The organism is Variovorax sp. UC122_21 (genome assembly GCF_044056785.1).
Classification (GTDB): domain Bacteria; phylum Pseudomonadota; class Gammaproteobacteria; order Burkholderiales; family Burkholderiaceae_C; genus Variovorax.
Window position 1 is genome coordinate 4,173,486 of the sequence record NZ_CP172004.1, and the last position, 13,018, is coordinate 4,186,503.

Here is a 13,018-nt window from a genome sequence, read left to right on the forward strand (position 1 = left end):
CGAGCGGGCGCCGCGGGCCGCGACGCGCTTCTCCGAGCGCCTGCAAGGGTTTCCCCTTAAGACTAGCCTTCGCATCCTCCCACGGCGTCGCCGGACGCCGCAGCCCTCTTCTTTCCGCGAGCGATGGCCTCCCTGTTTTCCCGTCAAGAGATCCATGCGGTCGGCCCGGGCCTGCCGGCCCACGAACGCTTCGGTTCGCTGCTCGCCGTCATGCTGGGCGTGTGCGTGGCCAGCCTCGACACCGCGATCGCCAACACCGCCCTGCCCACCATCGCCAACGAACTGCGCGTGAGCGAGGCCGCCTCGACCTGGGTCGTCAGCGGCTACCAGCTCGCGATGGTGGCCGCGCTGCTGCCGGCCGCAGCGCTCGGCGACGTGCTCGGCCACCGGCGCGTGTTCCTCTGGGGCCTGGTGCTGTTCACCGTGTCCTCGCTGGGCTGCGGCCTGGCCGATTCGCTGCCCGCGCTGGTCGGCTGGCGCGTGGTGCAGGGCCTGGGCGCCGCCGGCGTGATGGGCGTGAACGGCGCGCTGGTGCGCGTCATCTACCCCTCGGGCATGCTGGGGCGCGGGCTGGGCGTGAACGCGCTCGTCGTGGGGCTGGCCTTCGCGGGCGGGCCCACGGCGGCATCGCTGGTGCTGCTGCTGGGCTCGTGGCACTGGCTGTTCCTGATCAACGTGCCGATCTGCGCCGTGGCGGTGTTCTACGGCCTGCGCTTCCTGCCGGCCACCGAGCGCCACGGCCACGGCTTCGACGGCCTGGCCGCGCTGCTGTGCGCCGCCGCGCTCGCGCTGCTGGCCTCCACGCTCACCGAGGCCGCGCACCAGGCCACCGCCGAATCGGTGGTCGTGCAGGCGGTGCTGGGCTTCGGGCTGCTGGCCTGGCTGCTCAAGCGCCAGTCCGGGCATCCGGCGCCGATCCTGGCCGTGGACCTGCTGCGCAATCCCGTGTTCGCGCTGTCGGCGGCCACGGCCGTGTGCTCGTTCGCGGCGCAGGCGCTGGCCTTCATCTCGCTGCCCTTCCTGTTCCAGGCGCTGCTCGGCTATTCGCAGGTCGAGACCGGCTTCCTCATCACGCCGTGGCCGCTGGTGGTGGCCGCGATGGCGCCCGTGGCCGGGCGCCTGTCGGGACCGTTACGAGTCGGGCATGCTCTGCGGCGTCGGTCTGGCGCTGCTCGCGCTGGGCCTGCTGTCGCTGGCGCTGCTGCCGCCGCACCCCACGGTGGCCGGCATCGTCTGGCGCATGGCGCTGTGCGGCGCGGGCTTCGGTTTCTTCCAGTCGCCGAACCTGCGCGCCATCATGGGATCGGCACCGGCCTCGCGCAGCGGCGGCGCCAGCGGCATGGTCGGCACGGTGCGCCTGCTGGGCCAGTCCTCGGGCGCGGCGCTGGTGGCGGCCTGCTTCCATGTGTCGAGCACGAATGGCGCGGTGTACGCGCTGTGGCTGGGCACCGCGTGCGCGGCGAGCGCCGCCGTGTTCAGCTTCATGCGGCTCCGGCGGCGGGCGCTGGCGGTCTAACTACTTCCGGTTGGTGAAGCTGGCGTTGCCCAGCCCGGTGCCGATGGTCAGCACCGCCCAGTGGCCGACGTCGCGCATGAACGGCAGTTCGCTCAGGCCCTGCACCACCGCGTCGTTGTGCATCAGCACCAGCGTCGGCCCCGAGCCGATCATCGGCATGCGGCGCCACAGCGCGCTCGGCAGATGGAAGTTCTCGCTCTCCCAGTCGCCCGGCAGGTTCTGCGCGCCGCGCGCGATCGAGCCGTCCTTGCGGATCAGGCCCGGGCAGGCGATGCCGATGAAGGGCGCGAGCCGGATCTTCTTGCGCTCGGCATAGCGCACCATGTCCTCGAGCATGCCGGCCACGTGCTCGACGAAGTTGGTGCGGCTGGGCTTCTCGTCGGCATGGCGCCACTTCTCGCGCCGCACCACCTTCGCGAGCGAGAAGTCGCGCGCCTTGCGGTGGCGCGTCTTCACGATGCCGCAGCGCACGTTGGTGCCGCCGATGTCGATCGCGAGAATCGCGTCGTGCTTCTTGAGCATCTCGGGCGGCGTCAGGTGCACCCAGCCGATCAGCCCGCCGTCGTCGACCTCGTGCGAGAGCCGGCCGAGCTGCACGTGCACGCCCATCTCCTCGAGGATGGCGCCGGCCTCTAGGATCGCACGCTCGCCGGCCTCGCTCTCGGGAAAGCCGCCGCCCACCACGATGCGCTCGACCTTCTCCCACGAAGGCTGGCGCAGGAAGCGCTGGATCACGGCCGCGAGCTCCTGCGCGAACTCGCCGATCGCGCTGTGCATCACGTTGGCCGCGTCGCTGACCTTCTGGCCGCGCAGCAGCCGGTCGAGCTCCTTCTTGCTCATGTCGCGCGAATGCCGCAGGCCCAGCGGATCGGTGCCGTCGCTGCGATGCTTGCGGCGCCAGCGCTCGAGCAGCGCGCGGAACGCGGTCTGGCTCGCCTGGTCGCCGATGAAGCCCTCGTTGTCGCGCAGCTGCAGGCTGTAGCCGTCGACCTGCAGCTTGGGCAGTTCGCGCAAGCCGTGGACGTCGGGGCCGGGAAGATCGATGCGCGACGCGGACTCGCCGGCCTCGCGCTTGCTCCTGGGCGTTGCCGTTTCGGGCTTCGGCTTCTTGTTCGCGGTCGTGGACTTCTTCATGGACCCAGTGTGGCCGCGCCCAGGGCCGCGCCGCATCGGCGCCGCGCACGGCAGGCTGTAGGACGCCGACGGGTACGCCGCGCACGGGCTTGTCTATACACTGCCCGCGATGCACCCGCCCCACTCCCTCCGGCGCGTCGCGCTGCCCCTCGTGCTCGTGCTGCTGGCAGTCATCGCCTGCCTGTGGTCGGCGGCACCGGCCCGCGCGGCCACCGACGACGGCACGCTGCGCGTCGGCTCCAAACGCTTCACCGAGTCGTACATCCTGGCCGAGCTGCTCGCGCAGACCGCCGCGCCGCACCTCGCGAACAAACCGGTGGTGCGCCAGGGCCTGGGCAACACGGCGATCGTCTACGAGGCGCTGCGTTCGGGCGCGATCGACCTCTATGCCGAATACACCGGCACCATCGCGCTCGAGATCCTCAAGGGCTCGCCCGCGGCCACGCGCGAGCAGATGAACGCCTCGCTCGCGCCGCTGGGGCTGGGCGTGGCGATACCGCTGGGCTTCAACGACGGCTATGCGCTCGCGGTGCGCGCGGCCGATGCCGACCGGCTCGGGCTGCGCAGCCTCGGCGACCTCGCGAAGCATCCCGAGCTGAAGCTAGGCCTGTCGAACGAATTCATCGGCCGCGCCGACGGCTGGAAGGGCCTGGCCGCGCGCTACGGCTTCACGCAGACGCCCACCGGCCTCGACCATGGCCTGGCCTACGACGCGATCGGCGCGAAGCAGGTCGACGTGATCGACATCTACACCACCGACGCCAAGATCGACCACCTGGGCCTGCGCGTGCTCGAGGACGACCGCCAGTACTTCCCGCGCTACGACGCGGTGGTGCTCTACAAGCTCGACCTGCAGCAGCGCCTGCCGCAGGCCTGGGCCGCGCTGCAGAAGCTCGAGGGCCGCGTCGACGAGCACGCGATGATCGCGATGAACGCGCGCGCCGAGCTGCAGAGCGTGCCCTTCGACACCATCGCGCGCGACTTCCTCGCGAGCGCCGGCAAGGACGGCGCCGCGCCGCAGGACACGCGGCGCGGCTTCACGGCCAAACTCTTCGGCCCCGATCTCTGGCAGCTCACGCGCCAGCACCTGCTGCTGGTGGCGCTGTCGGTGGGCGTGGCGATCCTCATCGGCGTGCCGATCGCGATCCTGGTGTTTCCGCACCTGCGGCTGCGCGCCCTGGTGCTGGGCGTGGCGAGCCTGATGCAGACCGTGCCCTCGCTGGCGCTGCTCGCGGTGCTGATCTCGATGCTCGGCGCCATCGGCACCCTGCCCGCGCTGATCGCGCTCACTCTCTATTCGCTGCTGCCGATCATGCGCAACACCGTGACCGGCCTGGCCGAGGTGCCCAACGGCCTGCGACTGGCCGGCACCGCGCTCGGCATGACCTCGAAGCAGAGCCTGCGGCTGGTGCTGCTGCCGCTGGCGCTGCCCACGCTGCTCGCGGGCGTGCGCACCGCCACGGCGATCGCCATCGGCACCGCGACCATCGCGGCCTTCATCGGCGCGGGCGGCTTCGGCGAACGCATCGTGACCGGGCTCGCGCTCAACGACCGCGAACTGCTCGTGGCGGGCGCGCTGCCGGCGGCGGCGCTGGCGCTGCTGAGCGAGGGCGTGTTCGAGCTGGTGGAGTTCTGGCTGCGCCGGCGCCGCCGCGCGCCGCCGGCATCGTCAGTGCCTTGAGACCCTCGCGCAGCAGCCGCGCGCCCACGCCCAGCGGCTTGTCGGCGCGGTGGCAGAAGTAGGCACGGTGGCCGGTCTCGCCGTCCACGCCGAGGCGGCCCACGGGCAACTGCACCAGCGTGCCCGCGGCGATGTCGGCCGCCACCAGCCATGACGGCATCTTTCCCCAGCCGAGCCCGGCGCGCAGCAGCGCGAGCTTGATCTGCATGTCGCCCGCGCGCCAGGTGGTGGGCGAGAGCACGTCGAAGTCCTGGCCCGCGCTGAGCGCGCTCGCATCCTCCACCACGATCTGCAGGTGCCGCGCGGCCGCGTCGTCGAGCGAGCCGCGGGCCTTCTTCCTCGCGAGCATCGCCAGCGGATGCGCGGCGGCCGCCACCGCCACCATCGACAGCGGCATCAGGAACTCGCGCGCGATGCGCTCGTCGAGCTGCGAGAAGGCCGAGATCGCGATCTCGCAGCGGCCGCTGTGCAGCGCCTCGATCGGCGCGCCCATCGAGCCGTACTCGATGCGCATCGCGATGCCCGGATGCACCGCATGCACGCCGCGGATGGCGGCCGCCACGAGGTCGATCGGGAACAGCGTGTCGACCGCGATCGAGAGGCCGAGCTCGATGCCCTGCTCGATCCCCTGCGCACGGGCGCGCAAGGCATCGACCTTCGCGAGGATCTGCCGCACGTCGCCCAACAGCGCCTGGCCCGCGGGCGTGAGCACCGGCTTGTGGCCCGAGCGGTCGAACAGCCGCACCTGCAGCTGCTGCTCGAGGTTGGCGACGGCCTGGCTCACGGCCGACTGCACGCGGTGCAGCCGGTCCGCGCCCGCGCGGAAGCTGCCGGTCTCGGCCACCACCACGAACATCTGCATCTGGGACAGCGTGAGCGCATCCAGCATGGGCGTCTCCTTTCTCGAGCAATGCGAGTCGATCGGTTTGATCGATGAAGTCGACCAATATTATTTGCTTTCATCGATCGGGTCCGAAGGCCAGACTGGCGCCCATGCATTCCACGTCCGCGCCGCTGCCCTCCTCCGCCTCTTCCTCCACCACCACCGCCTGGACCGGCGTCGCCCTGGTCGTTGCCACGGGCGTGATGGCCGCGCTGCAGGTCGGCAAGGTCGCGATCGCGGTGCCGCAATTGCGCGAGGACTTCGGGCTCGGCCTGTCGGCGATCGGCTGGCTGATGGCGGTGTTCTCGCTGCTCGGCGTGTTCGGCGCGGTACCGGTCGGCGCCTGGATCGCGCGCGCGGGCGACCGTCGGCTGCTCGCGACCGGCCTGCTGGCTCTCGCGGTCGGCAGCACCATCGGCGCGCTCGCCGGCAGCCTGGCCGCGCTGCTGTTCGCGCGCGTGGTCGAGGGCCTGGGCTTCCTGCTGATTGTGATCGCCGGGCCCGCGCTGCTGCAGCGCATCGTCGCGCCCGCCGCCAAGGACCTGGCCTTCGCCATCTGGAGCTGCTTCATGCCGGTCGGCATCGCGATCGCGTTCTTCGTGGGCTCGGTGCTCGAGGGCTGGCGCGGCTTCTGGCTCGCGAACGGCGTGCTTGCGCTGGTGCTGCTGGCGCTGGTGCTGGCGGCCGTGCCGCGCGGGGAGCGCGACGCGCGCCGGCTGTCGTGGCGCGATGTGGCCGGCGACACGGCCCGCACGCTCGAAGCGCGCGCGCCGCTGCGGCTCGCGCTGTGCTTCGCGATCTACAGCCTGCAGTTCTTCGCGCTGTTCAATTTCCTGCCGGTGCTGCTGATCGAGCGCATGGGCGCGAGCGTGGCCACGGCCGGGCTGCTGAGCGCGCTGGCCTGCCTCGCGAACGTGGGCGGCAACCTCGCGGCCGGCCTGCTGCTGGCGCGCGGCACGCCGCGCTGGCGGCTGGTGGCGGTCGCGACCGCCACCATGGGCATCGCCGCGCTCGGCATCTTCCTGCCGCTGCTGGCGGCGCTGCCGACCTTCTTGCTGTGCCTGCTGTTCTCGGGCGCCGGCGGGCTGCTGCCCGCGACCCTGCTGGCCTCGGCCGAACGGGCCGCGCCACAGCCTCGGCTCGCGCCGCTCACGGTCGGCCTGCTGATGACCGGCAACAACGTCGGCCAGATGATCGGCCCGGTGCTGGTCGGCGGCGCGGTCGAGGCGCTGGGCTGGCCGGCCGCCGCCGCGATCGTGGCGCTCGCGAGCGTGGCGGGGCTGTGGGTGGCGATGGGGTTGCGGCCGCTGCGCTGAAGGCGCGGCCGCGAACGCTGCCTCAGGCCAGCGTGTACGCCGTCTTCACCGTGGTGAAGAACTCCTGCGCATAACGCCCCTGCTCGCGCGGGCCGTAGCTCGAACCCTTGCGACCGCCGAAGGGCACGTGGTAGTCCACGCCCGCGGTCGGCAGGTTCACCATCACCATGCCGGCCTGGCTGTGGCGCTTGAAGTGCGTGGCGTACTTGAGCGACGTGGTCGCGATGCCCGCCGACAGGCCGAACTCGGTGTCGTTGGCCGTGGCCAGCGCCTCATCGTAGTTCTTCACGCGAATCACGCTCGCGACCGGGCCGAAGATCTCTTCCTTGTTGATGCGCATCGCCGCGGCCGATTCGCTGAAGAGCGCGGGCGACATGTAGTAGCCGTCGGTGTCGAGCTTCAGGCGTTCGCCGCCGGCGGCCAGCACCGCGCCCTCGGCCTTGCCGATGTCGACGTACTCCAGGTCCTGCTCGAGCTGCGACTTCGAGGACACCGGGCCCACGTCGGTGCCCTGCGCGAGCGCGTCGCCGACCTTGATCTTGGCCATGCGTTCCTTCATCGCCGCGATGAACTTCGGGTAGATGCCTTCGGTGACGATCAGCCGGCTCGATGCCGTGCAGCGCTGGCCGGTCGAGTAGAAGGCGCTCTGCGTGCTCAGCTCCACCGCCTGCGCGAGGTCGGCGTCGTCGAGCACCACCTGCGGGTTCTTGCCGCCCATCTCGAGCTGCACCTTCTTGCCGTTCTTCACGCACTGCACCGCGATGTTGCGGCCCACGCCCACCGAGCCGGTGAAGCTGATCGCATGGATGCCCGGGTGGTTGACCAGCGCATCGCCGATCACGCTGCCGCGGCCCATCACGAGGTTGAACACGCCGGCCGGAATGCCCGAACGGCTGATGATCTCGGCCAGCGCCCAGGCGCAGCCCGGCACCAGGTCGGCGGGCTTGAGCACCACGCAGTTGCCGAATGCCAGCGCGGGCGCGATCTTCCAGGCGGGAATGGCGATCGGGAAGTTCCACGGCGTGATCAGGCCGACCACGCCCACGGGCTCGCGCGTGATCTCCACGCCGATGTTGGGCCGCACCGAGGGCAGCAGCTCGCCCGACAGGCGCAGGCACTCGCCCGCGAAGAACTTGAAGATCTGGCCGGCGCGCGTGGCCTCGCCGATGCCCTCGGCCTTGGTCTTGCCTTCCTCGCGCGCGAGCAGCGTGCCGAGTTCCTCCCTGCGCGCGAGGATCTCGGTGCCGATCTTGTCGAGCGCGTCGGAGCGTGCCTGCACGCTGCCCGTGGCCCAGGCCGGGAAGGCGGCGGTGGCGGCAGCCACGGCCGCCTCGACATGGCTCGCGTCGCCCTGGGTGTAGTGGCCCAGCACGTCGCCGAGGTTGCTGGGGTTGATGTTGGGGCTGTAGCTCGCGCCGGCGCGCCATTCGCCGCCGATCAGGTTGTCGTGGTTCTGCATGGAATGCATCCTTGTTGCTGCGGAAAGAACGGAATGAGGGTGTGAAGCCGGCGCGCTCAGCGGACCATGCAGGGCCGTTTGTTGTCGAAGCGCCAGTTGGGGATCAGGTACTGCATCGCCTGCGCATCATCGCGCGCGCCCAGGCCATGCTTCAAGTAGAGGTCGTGAGCTTTTTTGACTTCGTCCATGTCGAGTTCCACGCCGAGGCCGCCGCGCGTGGGCACCTTCACGAAACCACCCTCGATGCGCAGCGGCGCCTTCGTCAGGCGCTGGCCGTCCTGCCAGATCCAGTGCGTGTCGATGGCCGTGACCTTGCCCGGCGCGGCCGCCGCCACGTGCGTGAACATGGCCAGCGAAACATCGAAGTGGTTGTTCGAATGCGAGCCCCAGGTCAGGCCCCAGGCCTGGCACAGCTGGGCCACGCGCACCGAACCGGCCATCGTCCAGAAATGCGGATCGGCCAGCGGGATGTCGACCGACTGCAGCGACAGGCTGTGGACCATCTCGCGCCAGTCGGTGGCGACCATGTTGGTGGCCGTGGGCAGGCCGGTGGCGCGGCGGAACTCGGCCATCACCTCGCGGCCCGAGAACACGCCCTCGGCGCCGCACGGGTCCTCGGCATAGGCCATCACGCCATGCAGGTCGCGGCACAGCCGCACCGCGTCGGCCAGCAGCCAGCCACCGTTGGGGTCGAGCGTAACGCGCGCCTGCGGAAAGCGCTCGTGCAGCGCGCGGATCGCCTCGACCTCCTCCTCGCCGCGCAGCACGCCGCCCTTGAGCTTGAAGTCGGTGAAGCCGTAGCGCGCGTGCGTAGCCTCGGCCAGGCGCACGATGGCCTCGGGCGTCATGGCCTCCTCGTGGCGCAGGCGGAACCAGTCGTCGGCGGCGCCGGGGTCGCTGTCGTAGGGCAGGTCGGTCTTGGCGCGGTCGCCCACGTAGAACAGGTAGCCGAGCATCTGCACCGCGTCGCGCTGCTGGCCCTCGCCGAGCAGCGCCGCCACCGGCACCTCGAGGAACTGGCCCAGCAGGTCGAGCAGCGCGGCCTCGACGGCCGTGACCGCATGGATGGTCACGCGCAGATCGAAGGTCTGCAGGCCGCGCCCGCCGCTGTCGCGCGCGGCGAACTCGCGGCGCATGGCGTTGAGCACGGCGTTGTGGTTGCCGATCGGCTGGCCCACGACCAGGGGACGCGCGTCCTCCAGCGTCTGGCGGATCTTCTCGCCGCCGGGCACCTCGCCCACGCCGGTGCGCCCGGCGCTGTCGGTGAGGATCAACAGGTTGCGCGTGAAGAAGGGACCGTGCGCGCCGCTGAGGTTCATCAGCATGCTGTCGCGGCCCGCGACCGGGATCACCTGCATCTCGGTGACGACGGGGGTGGAGGAACGGGAGTCCGGGAGCGTCATGGGTGTGGTGTCAGTTCAGGACAGCAGGCTCATGCGGAGCTGCATTCGAATGGACAGGACCGTTCACGCCGAGTTGGTCGAAGCGCCGCGCGCGGGCTTCGACAGGCTCAGCCTGAACGGATGTGTGGGCCTGGTGCAATTCGGCACGCGTCAATCGGCGGTGATGTGGCGCGTCTCGATCAGGGTCTTCCAGCGCGTCCATTCGCGCGCCTGGAAGGCGGTGAATTCCTCGGGTGTGCTCGCGACGATCTCGAGGCCCTGCTCGAGCATGCGCTTCTTCGTCTCGGGATCCTGCATCGCGGCCACCACGGCATCGGCCAGCTTCTTCTTCGTGGCCGGCGGCAGTCCGCGCGGCGCGGCCACGCCCTGCCACGAATAGACCTCGGCGCCCCCTCACGCCAGCCTCGGCCAGCGTGGGCACATCGGGCAGCACCGGCGAGCGCTTGTCGCCGGTGACGGCGATGGCGCGCAGCTTGCCGGCACGGATGTGCGGCAGCACGGCATTGACGTTCTGGAACGAGAAGTCGACCTGGTTGCCGAGCAGGTCGTTGACCGCCGGCGCGCCGCCTTTGTAGGGCACGTGCACGCCCTCGGTCTTCGTCTGCTGCCAGAACAGCTCGGCCGACAGATGATCGGACGAACCGTTGCCCGAGCTCGCGAACGAGACCTTGCCCGGCGTCTTGCGCAGCAGCGCGAGCACCTCGTCGACGGTCTTCTCGGGCCGCGCGACATTGGCCACCAGCACGTTGGGCGCCTGCACCGGCACGCTGATGTAGTCGAAGTCTTTCGTCGCGTCGTAGGGCACGCTCTTCTGCAGGTGCGGCGTGACGACGAAGGCGCCGAGCGAGGACACCAGCAGGGTGTAACCGTCGGGTGCGGCGCGCTTGACGAAGCCGGTGCCGATGGTGCCGGTGGCACCGGGGCGGTTGTCGACGACGAAGCTGCCGCCGAGTTTGGTCTGCAGCTGCAGCGCCAGCGCGCGCGCCACCATGTCGGTGGAGCCGCCCGCGGGGAACGGCACGATGACGGTCACGGGCTTCTGCAGCGGCCAGTCGCCTTGGGCGGATGCGGCCATCGGCAGCCAGGCCGCACCGGCCAGGCCGGCCGCGAGCAATGCTCTGCGCTTCATGCGTGCCTCTCGCACATCAGGAGGCGCGCACGGCCTGGCGCGCGAGCAGCTTCCAGTTGCCGCCCTGCTTCTGCCACACGCCGAGGATCTTCAGCGCCACCTTGCCGGGCTTGCCGAGTCGTTGGTGTCGGCGGCCAGCGCATGGCGCACGATGGCGGTACGGGCATCGACCACCTTCACGGTCTGCTCGGTGATGGTGATGGTCACGAAGTCGGACTTGCCGTCGAGCAGGTCGGCGATGAAGCTTTCCTTGGTGTCGACCTTGCCGCCCGAATGGCCGTAGCTGAGCTCGTCGGCCACCAGCGCCGACAGCGCGGGACGGGTCGGGTCGACCATCGCGATGCGCAGACGCTCGGCGGCCGCGGCCACGTCGGCCGCATCGGAGGCGCTGCCGCCACCCGTCGGCATGACGTTGGCGCAACCCGAGAACAGGGCCGCGGCGGCGGCAACGAGGAACAGTTTCTTCAGCATGTCGTCATCTCCGGTGTTTTGTCTTTGCTTCTCGTTCGACAGCGGCGCCGCTTACCGCGGGGCCCAGCTTCTCGATCAGCGCGGCGAGCTGCGCGACCTCGTCGGGCTTGAGGTCGGTCAGCGGCGCGCGCACCGGGCCGGCGTCGTGGCCGACGATCTTGGCGCCGGCCTTCACGATGCTCACCGCGTAGCCCGGCACGCGGTTGCGCAGCTCGAGGTAGGGCATGAAGAAGTCCTTCAGCAGGCGGTGCTGGGTCGGCAGGTCGTCGTTGGCGACGGCGTTGTAGAAGTCCATCGCGGTCTTCGGGATGAAGTTGAAGACGGCCGACGAATACACCGGCGTGCCCATGGCCTTGTAGGCCGCGGCATAGACCTCGGCCGTGGGCAGGCCGCCCAGGTAGGCGAAGCGGTCGCCCATCTTCTGGTAGATGGCGACCATCGCCTCGATGTCGCCCACGCCGTCCTTGAAGCCCACCAGGTTCGGGTTGCGTTCGGCCAGGCGCGCCAGCGTGTCGGGCTTGAGGCGGCTGGTGGCGCGGTTGTAGACGATCACGCCGAACTTCACGCTCTTGCACACGGCCTCGACGTGCGCGGCGATGCCGTCCTGGCCGGCTTCGGTCAGGTAGTGCGGCAGCAGCAGGATGCCGTGCGCGCCGGCCTTCTCGGCCGCCTGCGCGCACTGGATCGCGAAGCGCGTGGGGCCGCCGGCGCCCGCGATGATCGGCACCTTGCCGCGGCAGGTGTCGACCGCGGTCTGGATGACGCCGGGGTACTCCTCGCCGGTCAGCGAGAAGAACTCGCCCGTGCCGCCGGCCGCGAACAGCGCGCTGGCGCCGTAGGGCGCGAGCCATTCGAGGCGCTCGATGTAGCCCTTCTTGTCGAAGTCGCCGTTGGCATCGAAGTCGGTCAGCGGGAACGAGAGCAGGCCGGAGCCCATGATGTTTTTGAGTTCTTGCGGGTTCATCGAAGAAAACGTCCAGTGAAAGAAATGAAGAAAGGGTTGGAAGCGGCGAGCGCGTTCAGTCGAGCTTGATGCTGGCGTCGGCCACCACCTTGGCCCAGCGCGCGCGTTCCTTGTTGAAGAACTGCTCCTCCTCGGCCGGGGTCATGGTCACCACCTCGGCGCCCTGCCCCGCGAGCCGCGAGCGGATGTCGGCCGTGCGGATGACGGCGATCAGTTCCTTGTTGAGGCGCTGCACGATGGCCTCCGGCGTGCCGCGCGCGACGCGCACGCCCTGCCAGGTGCCCGATTCGTAGCCGGGCACGCCCTGCTCGGCGATGGTCGGCACGTCGCCGATCAGCGGCATGCGCGTGGCCTTGGACACGCCCAGCACCTTGAGGCGGCCGCCCTGCACCTGCGGCAGGGTGGCGAGCATGCCGTTCATCAGCACCTGGGTCTGGCCCGAGACGGTGTCCTGCACCGCCTGCACGCCGCCCTTGTAGGGCACGTAGGTCCACTTGGCGCCGCTGGCGCGCTCGAGCGCCACGCCGGCCAGGTGCGGCGCGCTGCCGGTGGCGGTCACGGCGAAATTCAGTTCGGAGGTCTTCGACAGCGCGACCAGTTCCTTGAGGTTGTTGGCCTTCACCGACGGATGCACCACCAGCAGGTGCGGCGAATAGGCCAGCATGGTCACGCCGCGCAGGTCCTTCGACGGATCGAAGGACAGCTTGGTGTAGACCGAGGGGCTGATCGCCAGCGCGCCCACGTCGCACAAGAGCAGCGTGTAGCCGTCGGGCGCGGACTTGGCGACGAAGTCGGCGCCCAGGTTGCCGTTGGCGCCGGGCTTGTTCTCGACGATCACCGGCTGCTTCAGCGCCTCCGACAAGGGCTGGCTGATGGCGCGCGCGATGATGTCCGACGAACCGCCGGGCGGGTACGGCACCACGATGCGCAGCGGCTTGGCGGGCCAGTTGGCGGCGCCGGATTGCGCCAGGGCGAACCCCGGCAGGCTTGCGGCCAGCGTCGTGGCCAGTGCGGCGCTGAGCGCGCCGCGGCGTTTGATGGTCATCCTCTGCCTCCAGTTGT

General features: G+C 70.4%; 8 protein-coding genes and 3 pseudogenes. 3 read left to right on the forward strand and 8 right to left on the reverse strand.

Features of this window, described 5'->3' with window-relative positions:
• Positions 1-123: 123 nt before the first annotated feature.
• The gene (locus ACHMXE_RS32295; RefSeq protein ID WP_395348100.1) at positions 124-1,533 is read left to right on the forward strand and encodes an MFS transporter; all 1,410 of its coding nucleotides are present in this window, start codon (positions 124-126) and stop codon (positions 1,531-1,533) included.
• Here ACHMXE_RS32295 and ACHMXE_RS32300 read toward each other — a convergent pair.
• A complete protein-coding gene (locus tag ACHMXE_RS32300; RefSeq protein ID WP_395348102.1) occupies positions 1,517-2,650 on the reverse strand; it encodes an ROK family protein in 1,134 nt (377 codons plus the stop codon). The genes ACHMXE_RS32295 and ACHMXE_RS32300 overlap by 17 nt on opposite strands.
• Positions 2,651-2,759: 109 nt before the next feature.
• On the opposite strand from ACHMXE_RS32300, the gene ACHMXE_RS32305 reads away from it, so the two are divergent.
• A complete protein-coding gene (locus ACHMXE_RS32305) occupies positions 2,760-4,331 on the forward strand; it encodes a glycine betaine ABC transporter substrate-binding protein (protein WP_395348103.1) in 1,572 nt (523 codons plus the stop codon).
• On the opposite strand, the pseudogene ACHMXE_RS32310 reads toward ACHMXE_RS32305, so the two are convergent.
• Positions 4,321-5,220, reverse strand: a pseudogene (locus tag ACHMXE_RS32310) (LysR family transcriptional regulator); the annotation flags it as partial. The gene ACHMXE_RS32305 and the pseudogene ACHMXE_RS32310 sit on opposite strands and share 11 nt — an antisense overlap.
• Before the next feature lie 104 nt (positions 5,221-5,324).
• Between ACHMXE_RS32310 and ACHMXE_RS32315 the strand changes: the two are divergent.
• On the forward strand, positions 5,325-6,530 hold the full coding sequence (locus tag ACHMXE_RS32315; protein WP_395348104.1) for a CynX/NimT family MFS transporter: 1,206 nt from the start codon (positions 5,325-5,327) through the stop codon (positions 6,528-6,530).
• A 22-nt stretch (positions 6,531-6,552) separates the two neighbouring features.
• Here the strand turns inward: ACHMXE_RS32315 and ACHMXE_RS32320 are convergent, their stop codons facing one another.
• The 6 genes and pseudogenes from ACHMXE_RS32320 to ACHMXE_RS32345 all read right to left on the reverse strand — a co-directional run bounded on the left by ACHMXE_RS32320 (position 6,553) and on the right by ACHMXE_RS32345 (position 13,001).
• On the reverse strand, positions 6,553-7,989 hold the full coding sequence (locus tag ACHMXE_RS32320) for an aldehyde dehydrogenase family protein (protein WP_395348105.1): 1,437 nt from the start codon (positions 7,987-7,989) through the stop codon (positions 6,553-6,555).
• A gap of 56 nt (positions 7,990-8,045) precedes the next feature.
• Complete coding sequence (gudD, locus tag ACHMXE_RS32325; RefSeq protein WP_395348106.1) at positions 8,046-9,392, reverse strand: glucarate dehydratase; 1,347 nt, start codon at positions 9,390-9,392, stop codon at positions 8,046-8,048.
• Between the two features lie 150 nt (positions 9,393-9,542).
• A pseudogene (locus ACHMXE_RS32330) lies at positions 9,543-10,521 on the reverse strand (Bug family tripartite tricarboxylate transporter substrate binding protein).
• Positions 10,522-10,537: 16 nt separating this feature from the next.
• A pseudogene (locus ACHMXE_RS32335) lies at positions 10,538-10,992 on the reverse strand (nuclear transport factor 2 family protein).
• 4 nt (positions 10,993-10,996) lie between these two features.
• A complete protein-coding gene (gene kdgD, locus ACHMXE_RS32340; RefSeq protein ID WP_395348107.1) occupies positions 10,997-11,956 on the reverse strand; it encodes a 5-dehydro-4-deoxyglucarate dehydratase in 960 nt (319 codons plus the stop codon).
• A 55-nt stretch (positions 11,957-12,011) separates the two neighbouring features.
• On the reverse strand, positions 12,012-13,001 hold the full coding sequence (locus ACHMXE_RS32345) for a tripartite tricarboxylate transporter substrate binding protein (RefSeq protein WP_203205227.1): 990 nt from the start codon (positions 12,999-13,001) through the stop codon (positions 12,012-12,014).
• Positions 13,002-13,018 lie beyond the last annotated feature (17 nt).